General features: G+C 58.6%; 20 protein-coding genes. 11 read left to right on the top strand and 9 right to left on the bottom strand.

Annotation, left to right across the window (positions count from 1 at the left end; all coding sequences use genetic code 11):
* Window positions 1-61: 61 nt before the first annotated feature.
* From F3H58_RS19875 to F3H58_RS19860, 4 genes are all read right to left on the bottom strand, one after another.
* Window positions 62-1,519, bottom strand: coding sequence for an aldehyde dehydrogenase family protein (locus tag F3H58_RS19875; protein WP_149743433.1), 1,458 nt, complete (start codon window positions 1,517-1,519; stop codon window positions 62-64).
* On the bottom strand, window positions 1,516-2,472 hold the full coding sequence (locus tag F3H58_RS19870; RefSeq protein WP_149743432.1) for an ornithine cyclodeaminase family protein: 957 nt from the start codon (window positions 2,470-2,472) through the stop codon (window positions 1,516-1,518). The genes F3H58_RS19875 and F3H58_RS19870 overlap by 4 nt, the downstream gene beginning before the upstream one ends.
* A 10-nt stretch (window positions 2,473-2,482) precedes the next feature.
* The gene (locus tag F3H58_RS19865) at window positions 2,483-3,628 is read right to left on the bottom strand and encodes a DSD1 family PLP-dependent enzyme (RefSeq protein WP_149743431.1); all 1,146 of its coding nucleotides are present in this window, start codon (window positions 3,626-3,628) and stop codon (window positions 2,483-2,485) included.
* Window positions 3,629-4,009: 381 nt separating this feature from the next.
* Window positions 4,010-5,020, bottom strand: coding sequence for a LacI family DNA-binding transcriptional regulator (locus F3H58_RS19860; RefSeq protein WP_188128994.1), 1,011 nt, complete (start codon window positions 5,018-5,020; stop codon window positions 4,010-4,012).
* A 181-nt stretch (window positions 5,021-5,201) separates the two neighbouring features.
* Between F3H58_RS19860 and F3H58_RS19855 the strand changes: the two genes are divergently transcribed.
* The 6 genes from F3H58_RS19855 to F3H58_RS19830 all read left to right on the top strand — a co-directional run bounded on the left by F3H58_RS19855 (window position 5,202) and on the right by F3H58_RS19830 (window position 10,470).
* Window positions 5,202-6,155 carry a sugar ABC transporter substrate-binding protein gene (locus F3H58_RS19855; RefSeq protein ID WP_149743430.1) on the top strand — a complete coding sequence of 318 codons (954 nt, stop codon included), beginning with the start codon at window positions 5,202-5,204 and terminating at the stop codon, window positions 6,153-6,155.
* 127 nt (window positions 6,156-6,282) lie between these two features.
* Window positions 6,283-7,404: an ABC transporter permease gene (locus F3H58_RS19850; RefSeq protein ID WP_149743429.1), complete on the top strand. Its 1,122-nt coding sequence runs from the start codon at window positions 6,283-6,285 to the stop codon at window positions 7,402-7,404.
* Window positions 7,404-8,192 (top strand): ATP-binding cassette domain-containing protein, encoded by a 789-nt coding sequence (locus F3H58_RS19845; protein WP_149743428.1) that lies wholly within the window; start codon window positions 7,404-7,406, stop codon window positions 8,190-8,192. Before F3H58_RS19850 ends, F3H58_RS19845 begins: the two co-directional genes overlap by 1 nt.
* Before the next feature lie 82 nt (window positions 8,193-8,274).
* Window positions 8,275-9,066 carry a TIM barrel protein gene (locus F3H58_RS19840; protein ID WP_149743427.1) on the top strand — a complete coding sequence of 264 codons (792 nt, stop codon included), beginning with the start codon at window positions 8,275-8,277 and terminating at the stop codon, window positions 9,064-9,066.
* Window positions 9,067-9,092: 26 nt separating this feature from the next.
* Window positions 9,093-10,112: a Gfo/Idh/MocA family oxidoreductase gene (locus F3H58_RS19835; RefSeq protein ID WP_149743426.1), complete on the top strand. Its 1,020-nt coding sequence runs from the start codon at window positions 9,093-9,095 to the stop codon at window positions 10,110-10,112.
* Between the two features lie 55 nt (window positions 10,113-10,167).
* A complete protein-coding gene (locus F3H58_RS19830; RefSeq protein ID WP_149743425.1) occupies window positions 10,168-10,470 on the top strand; it encodes a MurR/RpiR family transcriptional regulator in 303 nt (100 codons plus the stop codon).
* A 242-nt stretch (window positions 10,471-10,712) separates the two neighbouring features.
* Here the strand turns inward: F3H58_RS19830 and F3H58_RS19825 are convergent, their stop codons facing one another.
* Window positions 10,713-11,342 carry a TetR/AcrR family transcriptional regulator gene (locus tag F3H58_RS19825; RefSeq protein WP_078053732.1) on the bottom strand — a complete coding sequence of 210 codons (630 nt, stop codon included), beginning with the start codon at window positions 11,340-11,342 and terminating at the stop codon, window positions 10,713-10,715.
* Window positions 11,343-11,429: 87 nt separating this feature from the next.
* Between F3H58_RS19825 and F3H58_RS19820 the strand changes: the two genes are divergently transcribed.
* Window positions 11,430-12,203: an SDR family NAD(P)-dependent oxidoreductase gene (locus F3H58_RS19820; RefSeq protein ID WP_149743424.1), complete on the top strand. Its 774-nt coding sequence runs from the start codon at window positions 11,430-11,432 to the stop codon at window positions 12,201-12,203.
* Between the two features lie 64 nt (window positions 12,204-12,267).
* On the opposite strand, the gene F3H58_RS19815 is transcribed toward F3H58_RS19820, so the two are convergent.
* The gene (locus tag F3H58_RS19815; protein WP_149743423.1) at window positions 12,268-12,669 is read right to left on the bottom strand and encodes a tautomerase family protein; all 402 of its coding nucleotides are present in this window, start codon (window positions 12,667-12,669) and stop codon (window positions 12,268-12,270) included.
* 89 nt (window positions 12,670-12,758) lie between these two features.
* On the opposite strand from F3H58_RS19815, the gene F3H58_RS19810 reads away from it, so the two are divergent.
* Window positions 12,759-13,601: a LysR family transcriptional regulator gene (locus F3H58_RS19810; protein ID WP_149743422.1), complete on the top strand. Its 843-nt coding sequence runs from the start codon at window positions 12,759-12,761 to the stop codon at window positions 13,599-13,601.
* A gap of 86 nt (window positions 13,602-13,687) precedes the next feature.
* Here the strand turns inward: F3H58_RS19810 and F3H58_RS19805 are convergent, their stop codons facing one another.
* On the bottom strand, window positions 13,688-14,092 hold the full coding sequence (locus F3H58_RS19805) for a VOC family protein (protein WP_188128992.1): 405 nt from the start codon (window positions 14,090-14,092) through the stop codon (window positions 13,688-13,690).
* Between the two features lie 27 nt (window positions 14,093-14,119).
* Entirely contained in the window at window positions 14,120-14,455 is a 336-nt protein-coding gene (locus F3H58_RS19800) for a cupin domain-containing protein (protein WP_149743421.1), read from the bottom strand.
* Window positions 14,456-14,603: 148 nt separating this feature from the next.
* Between F3H58_RS19800 and F3H58_RS19795 the strand changes: the two genes are divergently transcribed.
* Window positions 14,604-15,149, top strand: a complete 546-nt coding sequence (locus F3H58_RS19795) for a MarR family winged helix-turn-helix transcriptional regulator (RefSeq protein WP_149743420.1) — start codon at window positions 14,604-14,606, stop codon at window positions 15,147-15,149.
* A 111-nt stretch (window positions 15,150-15,260) separates the two neighbouring features.
* Here F3H58_RS19795 and F3H58_RS19790 read toward each other — a convergent pair whose 3' ends face one another.
* Window positions 15,261-16,157, bottom strand: a complete 897-nt coding sequence (locus F3H58_RS19790; protein ID WP_149743419.1) for a LysR family transcriptional regulator — start codon at window positions 16,155-16,157, stop codon at window positions 15,261-15,263.
* Window positions 16,158-16,262: 105 nt separating this feature from the next.
* On the opposite strand from F3H58_RS19790, the gene F3H58_RS19785 reads away from it, so the two are divergent.
* Together F3H58_RS19785 and F3H58_RS19780 are read left to right on the top strand one after the other, a co-directional pair.
* Window positions 16,263-17,345 carry a 4-oxalomesaconate tautomerase gene (locus tag F3H58_RS19785; protein WP_149743418.1) on the top strand — a complete coding sequence of 361 codons (1,083 nt, stop codon included), beginning with the start codon at window positions 16,263-16,265 and terminating at the stop codon, window positions 17,343-17,345.
* A gap of 48 nt (window positions 17,346-17,393) precedes the next feature.
* Entirely contained in the window at window positions 17,394-18,395 is a 1,002-nt protein-coding gene (locus F3H58_RS19780) for an ABC transporter substrate-binding protein (protein ID WP_003523942.1), read from the top strand.

The following is an 18,395-nucleotide window of genomic DNA, read 5'->3' as shown; positions in this document are numbered from 1 at the left end:
GCGAGCACCCTCCGGCGTTCCTGTATGCGATCTCCATCTCTCATTAAATGACTGAGAGCCTCTACGGATAAAAACCCAGGATCGACTTGATCTCCAGATAATCTTCCATGCCTTCTATGCCATACTCCCGACCGTTCCCGGATTGTTTGTACCCTCCGAACGGCGCGTTGGGATCCCACGCCGGATAGTTGAGGTGCACCTGCCCGGATCGGATTTGGGCCGCCACAGTTCGCACGGTATCGGGATCCGATCCTTGTACATGGGCTCCGAGGCCATAAACGGTGTTGTTCGCAATTTCGATCGCCTCATCAATCGTGTCGTAAGGAATGATGGACAGGACCGGCCCGAAAATTTCCTGTTGGGCTATCTCCATTTCAGGATTCACATCCGAAAAAATCGTGGGTCTGACATAATAGCCGACTTCTAACCCATCGGGCCGCCCAGTCCCTCCTGCCACCAGTTTGGCACCTTCTGCAATGCCGGCGGATATCATGTGCTGAACTCGATCAAACTGGGGACGATTGGCGACGGGGCCATGTGTGCTCCGTTCCGACATCGGGTCGCCAACAACAATTTCAAGAGCTGCCGTGGATGCTAGTTTTTCGATATGCTCCTGCTGTGACCTCGGCACGATCATGCGTGTGGGCGCGCTGCATGACTGTCCCAGGTTTCTAAAGGCTGCAGCAACTCCAAGTGCGACGGCACGAGGCATCTCAGCGTCCGGGAGGATGATGTTCGGCGATTTCCCACCGAGTTCCTGCGCCACCCGTTTGACTGTCGGCGCAGCCGCCTGGGCAACAAGTACCCCCGCCCGCGTCGATCCCGTGATGGAAATCATATCGACGTCGCGATGTGCCGACAGACTGGCGCCAACGACGGGGCCAATGCCGTTGACCAGATTAAAGACGCCAGGCGGGAAACCCGAATCCTCAATCATTTCCGCAAACAGCAGGGCGCTCAACGGGGAGAGTTCACTTGGCTTCAGAACCACCGTGCATCCCGCTGCCAAGGCCGGGCCGACCTTGGCTGTTATCTGGTACAACGGCCAGTTCCAAGGCGTGATCAGGCCACAGACCCCGATAGGTTCGCGGACAATCGCCGTGCTGCCCCGCTGAGATGTAAACGGGTAGGTCCTCGCATTGTCGCGGGCCACGCGGATATGTTCAGCGGCAAGCGGCACCTGCGTGTTTCGCGCATAATTGATCGCGGCGCCCATCTCCATCGTCAACGCATGCGCTATCAAGTCCAATCGCTGATGGATCAGGACGTAGAGGTTGTCCAGAAGCGTCGCCCGGTCTGCCGGGCTGGTCCGCGCCCAACCCGGAAAGGCACGTCTCGCCGCTGATACTGCGTGTTCCACGTCCTCCTCGTTACCAAGTGGGATGTCGGCGAACTCACGTTCTGTCGCGGGATTGACGATGGCTGCCCTGTCTCGGCCACGGGGATCGATCCATCTCCCGTCGATGTAGAACTCGTGCAGCCGTCCGGATTGCTTCAGGTGGGCTAGAGGTGAGTTCACGGCGTGTTCCTTTCTGGAGACCGGGAGGCATGCGTGTCTCCGCCCCGTTTTGCGAGCAGGTGGCGTGCGATGTAGAGGTCCTGCAACGACAAGCCGGAACTGTCGAAAATGGTGATCGCATCTGACGAAGCGCGCCCTGGGCGTCGGCCGAGGAGGACATCACCCAGCGCCGTGATGTCCAGACCTGGAGCCGCATGCTGAAACTCACCAACGCTCCGAGCCTGTTCCGGCAGATCGCAGAACAGGGCGCTCCGCGCGAGCAGCGCGGGCGGCAACTCCTGTTTGCCGCGGGCATCCGATCCCATGCTGGAGATATGTGTTCCCGGACGGACCCAATCCGCCTCGAACAGCGGTGTCCGAGACGGGGTCGCGGTGACAATAATATCTGCTGCCTCACAGGCCTTTTGAGGAGACGCGATCTCGGCGTTCAGGCCCTCTTGACGCAACGTGGTTCGCATATCTTCGGCTTGTTCGTTGTTTCGTGCAGCGATTATGACACGACGGAGCGCTCGTACTCGTGCCAATGCCCTGCATTCATAGCGCGCTTGATGGCCCGCGCCGAAGATCGCAAGTGTTTCTGCATTCGGCCGCGCCAGCAAATCCACAGCAACAGCATCGGCGGCGGCGGTGCGGTAAGCGTTCACTGTACCTGCCTCCATCGCCACCTCGATCCGTCCGGTGTTCTGGTCGAACAACAGGATGAGCGAATTGTGCCGCGCAAGACCATTGTCTCTGTTGCCGGGCCAGTAAGAGCCGACTTTCAACCCGGCCAATTCGGAGGTTGCCGATGCCTTGACCGAAAAACGGTTCTGGGGCGAAGACCCGTGGCCGAGAACAACCGGAAAAGTCACGGTGCCTTCCTCACAGGCGGCGATAAGGGCTTCTTTTGCGGCATCAAAAGCCAAATCATGTGTGACGAGATTTGCGGATTCCATTTCGGAAATAATCAGCATGACTTCCTCCTCACCATCCGCTGAAACGCGGCCAATAGGCAAGCGGTGCAGCGCTATCGACCGGCAACACTTCATAGCCCCCAAATTGCGCACCGGTGGCGCAGGCATGATTGGGTAAAATGCGAAGCTGGCTCCCAAGCGCAAGATCGGGCAAACGAGCAGAACTGCCAGGCCTTAAAGCCACGATGCCGTGTTCCTGGTTCGCCGCTTTCACGATCAGGTCGTCGATTACTCGTCCCTGAACATCGCAAACGACCCCATAACCCTGGTCGACCACCTGGCTTGCAGTGCCGCGGTCACGAGACAATGCCATCCAGCCAGCATCCACGATGATCCACCCGCGCTCTTTCTGATGTCCTATCACCGTCGTCAGCACAGAAAGTGCAATGTCATCCAATGTGCACACTCCGATGCCAGCCATAACTAGATCGAAGAAGGCATAGACACCGGCCCGGACTTCGGTCACGCCTGCCAGATTACGCGCGAAATGGGCTGTCGGCGTTGACCCTACGCTCACCGTTCGGCATGGCAGCCCTGCGGCTCTCAATGCCTCCGCTGCGGTAACGGCAGCCAGTCGTTCAACCTCTGCGAAGGCCGCCAATGCATCCGCACCCACCGCGCCATAGCTTTCACCTGCATGAGTGACGACCCCTCGTAACTCGGCGCCCCCCTCGTGCAGGATGCGGCCGGTGGCGATCAATGCCGGATCATCGGGCCTTAAGCCAGAGCGATGCCCATCCGCATCTATTTCGATCAGCACTGGAATGACATCGTTCGCCTGTCGGCATGCCTCAACGACCGCCCGTGCCTGTTCGGGCGTATCCAGCACTACGGAAAGGTCGCAACCACCGGCGCGGATTGCGAGCACCCGTTCCATTTTCTGGGCCACAATACCGACGGCGTAGAGGATATCGCCGACGCCTGCAGCAGCGAAGATTTCGGCTTCTTTCAGGGTCGAGACAGTCGCGGGACCGTCTCCCCCCGACAAAATGCGCCGGGCTGCATCAACGGATTTTACGGTCTTGAGGTGGGGCCGTATCGGGACATCGAGACTATTAAGATGGCATTCTAATCTGGCGACGTTCCGCAACATACGGGCTTCGTCAACAATGAGGGCCGGGGTGGGAATCGAATTAATGCTGTCTGTCGTTCTCATGGTCTCGCAATCCTTCAACTGATGGCAGCGTAACCGATGGATCGTTCACTATCTATTTAATGAATTTACATGTTGTATTAAGGATAAGCTTATCGTTCTGTTTATCGGGCGCAGGCAGGTCGCCGGCGTCCGTCGGGGAAATCACGATATTCATCTTCCCTTCCAATCCGTAGTGTTGGTTATGGGATGGCCTTGCTGCAATACTTCTCATTGAGTTCAGCTCGCAGTTACGCAACGGCACGAAATAATCCGCTACGGTTACCTATAGGAAGTGATTTTAAAAGTGCACGGGACGGTGGCGATGGTCGCAAGTTAAGATGAAATCCTGCCCCCGCAACCAATATCAAAACCCCGTTGCACCCGCGACGGGGTTTTTTGGTATCACGTGGAATTTCGGACGATCATTTTACCGGGCAAGGTTACTGTTTCGGCTTCAATGGCGCCGGTGATCATTCCGATGATGGTCTCGACCATTTCGTGGCGCGGTTGTTCATATGTGGTGAGGCCGTATGCGGGTGAACCTCCGAGTTCATAATTGTCAAATCCGACGATGGCCATGTCTTCGGGCACCCTCAGGCCGAAGTTTCCGCGAATTTCATCCATGGCGCCGAAAGCCAGGATATCGTTCTCACACATAAGGACATCGACGCGTTCGGAAGGTGCAGTTTGCGAGAGATATTCGCGGACGGAGGCTGCTCCCGCTGCGGCGCTGTATTTATCGGCAAACAGGAGCTCGATCTCGCCAACGCCTTTTTCCGCCCAGAAATTCGTAAAGTACTGCCGGCGTCTGAGCGCCGTCGAAAGCGCCGTCGCACCGCTCATGAAGCCGGGCTTTCGATATCCCCGTTCGTATAAATGGTGGACGATGTCTCTCAGTGCCAGTTCGGCGTCACATACGACGGCAGGCACACCGTCGATCTGGCTATCCCGTGCCAGAACGAACATGGGCGGCATTCCGTGGCCAAGCTGGCGATCCGTCAGCGTTTCATCGCGAAATGCGGTGCCAAAAAGAATGATGGCGTCAACCTGACGCTGATCGGCATGCAGCAGGGCGTGCACGTGATCGAAGTGGTTATTGATGTTGATGAGCATGGCAACGAGGCCGGCGGCCTGCAGACGCTCCGTCAGTGTTTCAAGAAACGGCAGTTTCTGGGGATTGGCGAAGTCATCAACGAAGACGGCGACCTGATGGGTCAGATTGGTGGCAAGGCTCCGGGCAAGAAGATTTGGCGAGTAGTTCAGGGCGGCCGCCGATTCCAGCACGCGCCGTTTGCTCTCCTCGGTGATCGACGCACCGGGTGTGAAAGCCCGGATAACGGTCCATTTAGAGACGCCGGCTGCGGTCGCCACCTCCTTCGCCGTCGCTCTCCTGGTAGTTTCCCGCTTGCGCATAGTGCCTCCGACCAAAATAGAACGAACATTCCATTTCGGATTTCGATGAAATGAACGCTTGCTTTTAACCCATTCGCAGCTATGATGCACCTGCTTGCACCCGGTAGCAAGATATTTTGCACCCGGTAGCATTCACATTTTGCCGGCTTGAGGAGTGGCCGGTACAAGGAGGAGGAACCACATGAAATCTATTCTCAGGAAACTCGCCCATGGCGTACTCGTCGTCGGAATAGCCATGTCATGCTCTGCAACGGCCAGGGCGCAGGATCAGTTGACCATCATCGCGGTCACCCACGGTCAGGCGTCCGATCCTTTCTGGTCTATTGTCAAAAATGGCATGATGCAGGCGGGCAAGGACAGCAATGTCCGGGTCGATTATCGCGCGCCCGAGACCTTCGACATGGTCGCGATGGGTCAACTCATCAATGCGGCTGCAAACCAGACCCCGGCGGGGATAGTGATTTCCAATCCGGACCCAGATGCCCTTGGGCCAGCGATTGAAAAAGCAGTTGCCGCGGGCATTCCGGTCATCTCGATGAATTCCGGCATCTCGGCCACGGAAAAGCTCGGCATCAGGCTGCACGTCGGTCAGGATGAACTGCCTGCCGGTGTCAAGGTTGGGGAGAAACTGAAGTCTCTCGGTTTGAAGCACGTTCTTTGCGTCAACCAGGAGGTGGGCAATGCTGCTCTGGACCAGCGCTGCGCCGGAACGGAAAAGGGTTTTGAAGGCGGCAAGGTAACGGTGTTACCGACGACAGCCGACCCGGCAGAAATCGAAGCCAAGATTCAGGCGGCGCTTACCTCCGATCCCTCGGTAGATGTTGTTCTCGGTCTCTCTGCGCCGCTGGTCGGCGAACGCGCGGTTGCGGTTGTCGAAAAACTGGGTGTCGGCAACAAGGTCAAGGTTGCATCCTACGATCTGTCGGCGGGTTTTCTGAAGGCTGTCGCGGACGGGAAGGCACTCTTTGCGGTTGATCAGCAACCCTTCCTGCAAGGTTATCTACCGGTGACATTTCTTGCGTTGAACGCGCGTTACGGCACCATTCCGGCGGGCAACGTCGCCTCCGGCCCAAGCTTCGTCGAGAAGGACACGGCGGCCGCAGTCATCGAAAAATCCTCCCAGGGCATCCGCTAAGCCGGATGGAAGCGTGGCTCCCGCCAAAGCGGGAGCCGCCCCGAACGCAACCTTTGCCTCGATGCGCGACCTTTTCGGCCGAACGCCGTTGCGCGCAAAGATGACACCCAATCTGAGGAACGAACCCATGACGCTGGCCAACGAACAGAACGGGTCGTCGACCCGATCCGACGAGCGGCTAAAAAAGGTTTCGATGATAACCGCGCTCCTGCGGCGTCCGGAACTCGGCGCTGTCGCCGGGCTGGTGCTCGTCACCATCTTCTTTTTCTTCACCGCCAATCCGGCCATGTTCACGCTGGCCGGCGTGGTCAATTTCATGGCTCCGGCCGCCCAGCTCGGCATTCTTGCCATTGGCGCCGCTTTATTGATGATCGGCGGTGAATTTGATCTGTCGATCGGATCGATGGTCGCCTTTGCCGGTCTCGTGTTTGGCACGGCACTTGTGGTTCTCAATCTTCCGCTCAGTGTGGCGATCCTGATTGCGCTCGGATTTGCCGTGGTCATCGGCGTCACGAATGCCCAGCTTACGATGCGAACGGGTCTTCCCTCGTTCATCGTCACGCTTGCATTCCTCTTCATTCTGCGTGGCCTCACGCTGGTTGGCCTTAAATGGGCAAGCGGCGGAGCGACACAGCTTCGCGGCATGAAGGAAGCCGCCGCCGACAGCCCGCTTGCCCCGATTTTTTCCGGCGACGCCTTTACCGGCCTGTTCTCCTGGCTTGGCAGCCGGGGCATAATCGAGACATTTCCAAATGGAACACCGAAGGTTCCCGGTATTCCGGTGGAGATCCTGTGGTTCGTCCTGATCGCCCTGCTTGCTACCTGGGTGCTTTTGCGGACGCGTTTCGGCAACTGGATCTTTGCCGTCGGCGGTGACCCGCGTGCGGCGCGCAAGTCGGGCGTGCCAGTGGCGCGCGTGAAGACCACCCTTTTCATCATAACGGCGATGTGCGCCACGCTCGTAGCGATCCTCACCGTGCTGGATGCCGGCTCCACGGATGCCCGCCGTGGGTTTCAGAAGGAATTCGAGGCCATCATCGCGGCCGTCATCGGCGGCTGCCTTCTGACCGGCGGTTACGGTTCGGCGATCGGCGCGTTCTTCGGCGCAATTGTCTTCGGCATGGTGCTGATCGGCCTCACTTACACGTCGATAGATCAGGATTGGTACCTCGTGTTCCTCGGCGGCATGCTGCTGACGGCCGTCATTTTCAACAATGTGATCCGCAAACGCGTCACGGGAGAACGCTGATGAGCACATCTCAGACGCCAATCGTCGAGGTAAGGAATCTCGTCAAATATTTCGGCTCCATCATCGCGCTCAACGGCGTATCGCTGAGTGTCAACTCGGGCGAGGTTCTCTGCCTTCTCGGAGACAATGGGGCCGGCAAATCCACCCTCATCAATACCCTGTCCGGCGTGTTCAAGCCGACATCGGGAGAATTCCTCGTCGAAGGCCAGTCACGCATATTCGACGGTCCGCGGAATGCGCTCGATGCCGGCATCGCGACCGTCTATCAGGATCTTGCGATGATCCCCCTGATGTCGGTGACGCGGAACTTTTTCATGGGCCGCGAACCTCTGAAGGGTTTCGGTCCCTTCAAAAGCATGGACATGGATTTTGCCGACAGGGTAACGCGTGAGGAGATGCGCAAGATCGGTATCGATGTGCGCGAGCCGGATCAGGCGGTGGGCACCCTGTCGGGCGGTGAACGGCAATGCGTCGCCATCGCGCGCGCTGTCTATTTCGGGGCGAAGGTGCTCATCCTCGACGAGCCGACATCGGCGCTCGGCGTCGCGCAGACCTCTATGGTTCTCAAATATATCAACCAGGTCCGCAATAACGGACTCGGCGTCATTTTCATCACGCATAATGTCCGCCACGCCTATGCCGTCGGCAACCGGTTCACGGCGCTGAATCGCGGCAAGACCCTCGGGACCTATTCGAAGAGTGAAATTGGCATCGACGATCTGCAGAACCTGATGGCAGGCGGCAAGGAGTTGCAGTCCATCTCCGAGGAGCTGGGCGGAACCATCTGACTAGACATTCCCGAACGCATATCCGGTTCGGCGCAATCGCGCCGCGCCACGACCCCTCATATTCATCAGCAAGGTATAACCCATGAGCGCTTCTGCGAACTCCTTTCCACTGGCGGCGTGCGCCGAGATGTTGTGGCGTGACAAGCCGATCGAATGGCGCGCTTCCCGGCTCAAGGATCTGGGCTTCGGTGTCGGCCTGTGGAACTGGCCGGAACATGACATTAGCAGACTCGAAGAGACCGGCGCGACCTTCACCATCATGAACGGTTATCTCACTGGCCGGCTCACGGATGACGAAGGCGCGGAGGAGCTGCTTAGCACGGCCCGCCAGACCGCGCGGGTTGGCAAACGTCTTGGCGTTCAGCGGCTGAACCTGCATGGCACGGGCCTTGGAGATCGCGGGCTGCCGTTGCAGCCTGTCGAGGTGGTCACGGGCATCATGTGGCTCAAGGCGCGCGACACGCTTTGCCGTATCGTTGATCTGGCGGAAGAAGAGGATGTGGTTTTCACCCTGGAGAACCTCAACCTTCCCGTCGACCATCCCGGCGTACCGTTTGCGCGCGCGGAAGATACGCTGGCGCTGGTTTCCAGCATCAACCACCCGCGTCTGCGCCTCAATCTCGATCTTTACCACGCCCAGATCGGCGAAGGAAACCTCATCGAACTCTGCCGCAGGGCCCTGCCGTGGATCGGGGAGATTCAGGTCGCCGACGTGCCCGGCCGCTGTGAGCCGGGTACGGGCGAAGTCAACTGGAACGGCATTGCCCGGGCGCTGAAAGCGATGGGCTATTCCGGGCCGGTCGGCATGGAGGCCTGGGCATCCGGCGATGCGGACGCAGCGCTCTCGGCTTTCCGCGCTGCATTCACAATCTGACACCATAAACCCACAGGACGATCCCCATGCCCAAGACAAAACCCGTCAATGTCGGCCTCATCGGCGCCGGCCGCATCGGCTCTTTCCACGGTGAAACTGTCGTCCGGCGATTGGTCGATGCCGAACTCGTCGCCATTGCCGATCCCGCACCGGGTGCGGCAGCAGGTCTTGCGGAAAAACTCGGCGTCGACGCCGCCTATACCGACATTGCCGCATTGCTTGCACATCCCGGTCTCGACGCCGTCATCATCGCAACGCCGGCCCGCTTCCATACCAATGTTCTTGTTCAGGCTGCCGAGGCGAGAAAAGCGATTTTCTGCGAAAAACCGATGGCGCTGACGCTGGAAGATGCCGATCGGGCGATTGCCGCGGCACGCTCGGCCGGCGTTCCCCTTCAGGTGGGCTTCAACCGCCGGTGGGATCAGGCCTTTGCGGAAGGCAGGGCCGCGATCGACGTCGGCAAGATCGGTGCGCCGCAGCTCATCCGCTCGCTGACGCGTGATCCCGGCCCATTCGCCGCAGACCCCGGCCGTATTCCGCTCTGGACGATTTTCTATGAGACCCTCATCCACGATTTCGACACGCTGTTATGGCTGAACCCCGGCACCAGACCCGTCGAAGTCTTCGCCATGGCGGATGCACTTGTTCGCCCTGACGCAAAAGGCGAAGGCTTTCTGGATACGGCGGTGGTCAATATCCGTTTCGACAACGGCTCCATAGCCGTTGCGGAAGCCAATTTTTCGGCGCTCTACGGCTATGACATTCGCGGCGAGGTTTTTGGATCGGCCGGCATGGTGGCGATGGGCGATGTGCGTCGTTCAAGCATGACGCTGTTCGATGGGCGCGGCGTCTCGAATGAGACCTGGCGTCGCGATACCGATCACTTTGTCCATGGCTACACGGCGCAACTCGCCTCTTTCATAACCGCCGTTCGTCAGGGGGCAATGACTGAGGGGCCGACGGGCCAGGACGCACGCAACGCACTGGCGGTCGCCCTTGCCGCTATTCAATCGGTATCCCGGAAACAGCCGGTCGCCCTGAATTGAACGCTATGCGCGCTGGCTTGCCGGCGTGCTTTCCGATCGACAAGGAGCAGGCTCCATGCGTACGCGGCAGACCTTTAAAACGCCGACCAGCATTCAGGACATAAAAGGTCTGATCGTAACGGGGAGCCCGCGATTGTCGCAGCTGCAGGGCCATGTTGCGCGAACCATTTTGGCTCGTCCGCATATCGTCGCCTTTGGAACGATCGGTTCCCTTGCCAGCGAATGCGCCGTGTCTCCATCCACTGTCGTCCGTGTCGTCAACTCGCTGGGCTTTGATAGGTTCAGCCAATTCAGGCGGGTTTTTCGAACGCATGTACTGTCGGAAGGGAAGGAGCGTAACATAAAGAGTTTTCTATAGATTTTGCCCTGTGAAAGTGAAAATCGCGGGTTCTGCGCGGTAGAGAAGAAAAATGAATATTACCGAGATTTTGCCGGCGGAGGGGCCGGCTCGCCGTCAGCCCGCTTCCCTGGTCGAGTGCCGTTCTTGAGGATAGTGGAGCGGACATTGGTGTTTAAATATAAGCCTAAATCCGCATGATCGAATGCCGTTTTGCTCGTCTAGTCCTCTGACGGCCCTGTTCAAGAGGTTCCGATTCAACTTTAAGGGCCGGCGGCTCCACGCTTTCCGGGCCAGGCTGTCAGCGCGACGTCGACCAAAGCCTTTAACCTGGCCGTACATGCGCCGTCGCAAGCCTGCGCAGACATGCCCTGAATGATGGCGCCGTAAAAGCGGGCGAGCGTATCCGTGTCGGTTTGCGTGGGTAGTTCGCCCTCGCTGACGGCGCGGTCGAACCGCGTCTTGAGAATCTGTATTGCCGCCTCGCGCAACCCCGCCGTTGTGCGGGCGACAGAGGCGTTTGCTTCCGAATGCTGGAGAACGGCGGTGGAAACGATGCATCCGCGCGGCTTGTCGGGCTGGGTATGTCCTTCAGCAATATCGTAAAGGTAAGAGGCGAGCGCCTCATAGGCGGGTATTTGCGCCTGCAGCACCTCGGCGCGGCGTTCGCTTTGCTGCGCAATGCTATGATCGAGCGCCAGCCGGAATAATTCTTCCTTTGAACCGAAGGTCGCGTAGAGGGACGGCGGGGTGATGCCCATCGCCTGGGTGAGGTCCGCTATCGAGGTTCCCTCATAGCCGTGTTCCCAGAACAGCCGGGCCGCGACATCGAGCCCGGCATTCCGATCAAGCAGGCGCGGTCTACCGCGTTGTTTTCGCGTCGTTTCAGACATTTTTATATCGATCACTATAAAAATATTGACAGATCATGGCCGGATTTTATTATAACGATCACTAGTTAAATCGCAACGGAGTGATCCATGTCTCAGAAACTATCGAACAAAGTCGCCCTGATAACGGGCAGTTCCCGCGGTATCGGCCGCGCGGCGGCCCTGGCGTTTGCGAAAGAGGGTGCTGGTCTTATCGGCGTTCATTATGGCGCGAACCCCGAGGCGGCACAGGCAACGATCCGCGAGATCGAGTCTCTCGGTTCGAAGGCGGTCGCTCTCAATGCCGATCTGCGGGCCGGTAAAGCGGCGACGGACAGCTTGTGGGAGCAGTTCAGGGAAGCCGCTGTCGCTTTCACCGGCTCGCCATCGCTTGATATTCTCGTCAATAATGCGGGCATTGCCCCGGCGACATCGTTGAAAGAAACAACGGAAGCCGCGTTCGACGCGTTGATGACGATCAACTTCAAGGCGCCATTCTTTCTCATTCAAGCCGTTGCCGATCATCTCCGCGACAATGGCCGCATCATCAATGTCTCGACCGGTTTCACGCGCATCGCGGCTCCGACGCACCCCGCCTATGCGGCGTCCAAGGGTGCGCTTGAGACATTGACGCTGGCGCTCGCCCCGGAATTCGGCCGGCGCGGAATTACGGTCAACTCGGTGCTGCCGGGTGTCACTGAAACCGACATGAACGCCGAATGGCTGGCAGCGCCGGAGGCCCGTGCCGGTGCGGAAGCCCTGTCTGTCTTCTCACGCGTCGGACGCACCGACGATATTGCGGACGTCATCACATTCCTTGCCTCGAACGATGCCCGCTGGACGACTGGACAGATGATTGATGCGACAGGCGGTGCGCGGATTTGATCCAGGCATAGCAAATATCCCTGGGCGAGCGGCGTCGGGCGGTTTCGCCTGACGCCTGCCGACACTAGCCGTGCTTGCGCGCCCACCGCAGATTCTGGGTTTGCCCGCCATAACCATAGGCATCGCCATCGACGGCGTGAACCAGCACATAGCTCGCCTCGTGCACGGGGCCCAGCAGAGCGTTCATATCGTTATAGACCCGCTGGACCCATTCGGTCGTCTCGTCCTTTATGTTGGTGTGTTCCGTAATCGAAACCTCGACATAGAAGCTTCCGACCTTCTGGTCGGCGACGCTCGATCCGGCGATGATCCAGTCATCGGGATCGGCGCTCTCGACGAGAACCGCGGTGACAGCCGGGTCCTTGTGCAGGATTTCCGCCGTGAGGCGAGAAAGAAGAGCCGCGACTTCCAGCTTTGGGTCGCGTCCGTTCCGGGGTTTGGTGTAGCGCGCTTTGATCATGGGCATGGTCTTGTCTCCTTGTTGCCGAGACACCTTGCGCAAATTTCTTCATAATGAGAATATGGTGTTGGATATTCCATGCATAGCGATTTTATATGATTGACCTCGAAAGCGTTCGCCTGTTCATTTTCTCTGTCGAACTCGGCAGCCTGACAAAGGCGGCGGAGGCGGCAGGAACCGTGCAACCGGTCGTCAGCCAAAAATTGAAGATGCTGGAGCAGCGTGTCGGCAGGCGGCTGATCGACCGTTCACCGCGGCATCTGCGGCTAACGGAGGATGGCCAGGTGTTTCTGCCAAAGGCCCGCGAACTGCTCGCCAAACATGAGGAAGCACTGACCTTCGGTCATGAATCGCCGCTGCACTTTAGCCTGGCCGCCAGTGACCATGCGATCGGGAGCCGCCTTTCGACGGCCATACGGGCGATGCGGGCGGCACTCCCCGCCAATGCGGTGATTGACATCAATATCGGCTTTTCCCTTCACGTGAAGGAAAGTTTCGCGTCCGGACAGGCCGACGCCGCCATTATCCGGCGTAACGGCGGTGGCTCAGACGGCGAAATCCTGCGTACCGACAGGCTGGGATGGCGGGTCGCCCCGGGCTGGCGGCCACGCTCCAAGGGCGCCATTCCGCTGGTGTCGCTGGGGCCCGGGTGTGGTGTCCGGGAAATTGCGGTGTCGGAGCTTAGAAGAGCCGGCGTGGAGTGGCGCGATGCTTTCACCGCCGGAAGCTGTTCAGTACTCCATGAAGGAATTCTTGCAGGTGCGGGTGTCGCGCCGATGGGCGATATTAGCGCCCGTGGCCTGCCCGACAGGGGTGTGGAACTGGGGCTGCCTTCGTTGCCGCCTTCCGATATCGTTCTTCTTTCCCGCGCAAGAACGCCCGCACATGCATCGGCGATCAGAGCCTTGGCCGCAGCGGTATCGGGCACCGGCGACTAGGTGAAGTAGCGGTTCCCCGCTGTTCATTCGGTGTGCCGCCCCAGCCCATCAACAAGTTCGCCACGTCACGCGCGTGAATGATGACGTCAGCCCGCATTGCTTAAATCCATGTAAGCGGGTTCAAATTCGTGGCCATCGGGATCTGTGAAGGTGCGGAGATACATGAAACCCAGATCCTGCGGTTCCCGGACATCCGCTTGCCCGCCCGCTTTTGCCGCGGCGCTAACCATGGCGTCGACCTCTTCGCGGCTGTCGCGCGAAAGGGCGATCAGCATGCCGTTTGTCGTATGGGCATCGGCGATCGGTTTGGCGGTGAAGGTCTTGTAATAATCGTGCCGCAGAAGCTGAAAGGTGATGGTCTCCGACCACACCATCGAGCTTGCGTCTTCGTTGGAAAACTCGTCGTTCTTCACGCAGCCGATCGCCTCATAGAAGGCGGTCGAAACGGTCAGGTCTTTCACCGGCAGGTTCAGGAAAATCATTTTGGCCATTGTCTTTCTCCTCATGGTGGAACGGGGTTACAGAAAAGTCTGCTGAAAGGTCTCGCTCGGATGGATGCAGATGATCTCCAGCCGGTCAGTACCGATATTTTCGAAGCGATGGGGGACATTGGCAGGCCCAACGACGATGTCTCCCGACAAGCCGCGCGCCCGCTGATCGCCGATTGTGAACTCGGCCTCGCCTTTGCGCACCACCCAGGTTTCGGCATAGGGATGAACATGCAGATCAGGGCCGCGACCCGGATCGGCATTGACGAGAAAGATGGATACGGCGCTTCCGTATTCGCATCCTTCATAACGCACCGTCCGGCTCTGGCCGGGGTTCGGTTCCTGATGACGGCGGATGGAAAACATCTGGTCTCCTCCCTGAGACAAAACTATCTTCGCGAGAAGATATATGTGCAATTTATCTTCCTGTCAAGATATCTATCTTCTCGCAAAGATATATTCACGAAGCAGGCAAAGCCGTATATGGTTTTCGACGTGGCAATGGGGTGATGAGATGAAGCAGGCGATGCCGGAGACAACGACCGATCGGACGATGGAAGCTGACAGGGAAGATCATGTCGACCGTCTCCGTGGCCAGTGGGCGCGGGAACTGCCTGATATCGATACGGAACCGATGGCCATCTTCGGGCGCGCCAAGCGGCTCAGCAACCTTCTGGTGCCATCAATTGAGGAGACATTTGCCGGTTTCGGTCTCGACCGCGGCGAGTTCGATGTCATCGCAACATTGCGCCGGTCGGGACCGCCCTACCAGCTGACGCCGACGGAAATGTATACGACGCTGATGCTCTCCTCAGGCGGCCTGACGCACCGGCTTGATCGACTGGAAAAGGCCGGGCTTATCGAGCGCAGAAAATCGAAGCTCGATGGGCGCAGTGTCGTTGTCTGCCTCATGCCGGCGGGCATCGAGCTGGCGGAAAAGGCGTTTCGTAAGGACATGAAAAGCGAACTGAGTTTCCTGCAAGGGCTCACTCCGGAGGAGCGCGATACCCTCGCGGCGCTGCTGAAAAAGCTGGTGCTGGATATCGAGGCCCGTGGGTAGGCTCCGGCGCAGGTTTTTTTCATTCGAGCGAACCTGCAGGTGTGAGCTGCTTACTGAGCATCTGCGGCTTGCGCCGCTGCCGGCCGTAGCAGGCCCATCTTTTTCGCGCGATCACTGCGTTTTCCAGGTCTCGAGCAGCATCCGCACAAATTTTTCGGCGGCTGGGGAAAGAGCGCTGCTTCGCCTTTGCACGATTCCTATCGTACGGGAGACCACCGGGTTGACGATTGGCCGGGTGATAAGGAATGGGTGATCGTCCTGCGGCGTTGCCAGCCGCGGCAGGACGGAAATGCCAAGTCCGGCTTCGACGAGACCGAGCGACGTGTTGAGATGCGTCACCTCATAAAACCAGTTCAATTTTAGATTGTGTCGCGCAAGCGCACTGTCGAGAAGCGTCCTGTTGCCGCTCGAACGGTCCACGACGACCAGCGGATAGGCCTCCAGCTGGTTCCACTCGATTGTCTCGAAGGTTGCCAGAGGGTGGTCTTTCCTCATTGCCAGCACGAAGGGGTCATCGATGAGCGGCTCGAATGAAAGCTCGGGATCGGAATTGCCCATCAGGTTGATGCCGAATTCCACCTCGCCTCTGGCGACCGCCTGCAGACCCTCATTGGCTGTCAGATCCCTGATCCGCAGCCTTATATGGGGATATTGCTGGCTAAAGGTCTTGATGACGGTGGGAAGAAAGTAAAAAGCGGCGGTGGGAACGCAGGCCATGGTGATAAGCCCGCGCCGTTGCGCGCCGTCCTTCATGGCAAAAAGCGATCCGTCAAATTCCTCGAGCATGCGCCGAACGAGCGGCATGACTTCCTGTCCCATGGCGGTGGGGGCAACGTGGCGCGTCGTTCTTTCCAGAAGTGGCGCGCCGATGGCCTGCTCCAGCTTCTGGATACGGCGGGTAAGCGCCGGTTGAGAGATATGCAGCGCCTCGGCGGCCCTGTGGAAACTGGCTAGTTCAACCACCGCTTGAAATGCCCGCAAATCCAGAATTTCACAATTGATGCTCATAACGCAATAAAACTCCAAAACATTGCATTTAACAGATTAGACTCTTTTGCTCATATTGCAACAACACGGCGCATTGATCCGCCAAATGCAATATTGAGGCAACCCATGAATGATCTGCTGAAGATACCCTGTGTGCTGATGCGCGGTGGAACGTCGCGTGGACCGTTCTTTCTCGCATCCGATCTTCCCCGTGATCGGGCAGACCGGGACGCGGCCCTTCTTTCCATCATGGGGTCTGGCCATCCGTTGCAGATCGACGGCATTGGCGGGGGCAATCCGGTCACGTCCAAAGTTGCGATTATCGGCCCTTCCACCGTCAGGGGCGCTGACATCGACTATTTGTTTGCGCAGGTTCGGACCGACAGGCAGTATGTCGACTATTCGCCAAACTGCGGAAACATGCTGGCCGCCGTCGGGCCCTTTGCCATCGAAGCGGGGCTTGTCGAAGCGCAGGGCAAGGATACTCTTGTGCGAATCCATAACGTGAATACCGGCAAGCTGATCGAGGCGAAGGTTCCGACACGCGGCCGCGAGGTTATTTATCTCGGCGACGCCTCGATCGACGGAGTTCCGGGTCTGGCGGCGCCCATTGCATTGACATTCATGGATGCGGCCGGTGCGAAAACCGGCAAGCTTCTGCCCACCGGAAAGCCGGTCGATCTGATCGATGGCGTCAATGTGACGGCCATAGACTGCGCCATCCCGATGGTTCTCATCCGCGCAGCCGATCTCGGCGTGACGGGGTACGAGGATCCGCAAACCCTGAGCGCTAACAGGGATCTCATCGCACGGATGACCCGCATCCGCATCGAGGCCGGAAAGTTGATGGGAATGGGTGATGTGAAAGACATGGTCATTCCGAAACCGGTGCTCATTGCACCGGCCCGCAGAGGCGGCACTCTTTCGGTACGGTATTTCATGCCCAACGAGTGTCATCCTGCACTGGCGACGACCGGTGCCGTTGGCATCGCAACCGCGGCTGTCACCAAAGGCTCCATCGCTTATGATGCGGTCGGAGGCCTTTCGGTGCCGACCCAGATCCGTATCGAACATCCCGCCGGCCGCCTCGACGTGCAGCTGGAGATGCGAAACGGTGCAATAACGGCCGGACTCGTAAGAACGGCGCGCAGGCTTTTTGAAGGCTTTGCCTTCGCCAAACCAACCGCTGCGATTGAAGACGCAGCCTAGACGCGGCCATAGTGGCGCAAAACATAGTCAAACCGGGAGGAGACCCTTATGCGTAAATATCTGCTTGCAACCGCGGCGCTCTGTGCGCTGGCGGCATCTGCCAATGCCGAATCCGTCAGGATGAGCGTTGGTTCGTACAACCTCAACAACCTGCCTTTCCCCGTGGCGGCGAGTCTTGGCTTCTACAAGGAGGAGGGCCTTGATGTAACGACCGAGAACTTTGCCCAGGGCGGATCGAAGGTTCTGCAGGCGCTTGTCGCGGGTTCCACGGACGTTGCCGTGGGCTTCTACGATCATACGATCCAGATGCAGTCGCAGAACAAGCACGTGGTAGGCTTTGTGCAGCTTGCCCGCAACTCGGGCCTGGTTCTCGCCGGCAAGAACGACACGGACTTCGATCCGGCCAAGCCCGAGACGATTAAGGGCAAGAAGGTCGGCATCACGTCGCCCGGCTCCTCTTCGGACTTCTTCATTCGCTATTACATGAAGCAGCATAATCTCAGCGACAACGACATCTCCATCATCGGCGTCGGTTCGGGCGCTGCGGCCGTTGCAGCCCTGCAGCAGGGCAAGATCGATCTGCTCGTCAATTACGACCCTGCCGCAACCATCGTCGTGGAGCGCGGGCTGGGCAAGATCCTCATCGATGCCCGTAGCGATCAGGGCGCAAGGGATGTCTATGGCGGCATCTATCCCACCTCGGTCCTTTACGCCACGCAGGACTATATCAACGCCAATCCGGAAGTGATCCAGAAGGTCACCAATGCGACAGTTCGGGCGCTGCACTGGATGAAGCAGCATTCTGCGGAGGAAATCGTCGCAAAGCTTCCCGATGATTTCGTGTCCGGCGACAAGCAGACCTACATCAAGGCCGTTGAAGCGGCCAAGGCGATCTTCTCCGAAGATGGCAAGTTTGAGCCTGCGGATCTCGAAACACCGCTGGCCGTTCTGAAAAGCTTCAATGATGCGGTCGCCAAGGCGACGATCGATCTCAACACCACCTACACCAACAAGTTCGTCGAGGCTGCGGCCTCGAAGGCCGCAAACTGA

It is taken from the genome of Rhizobium sp. NFACC06-2 (assembly GCF_900101425.1).
GTDB lineage: Bacteria > Pseudomonadota > Alphaproteobacteria > Rhizobiales > Rhizobiaceae > Agrobacterium > Agrobacterium leguminum.
Note: the sequence above shows the minus strand (reverse complement) of the source record. Positions and strands in the feature narration are given on the sequence as shown.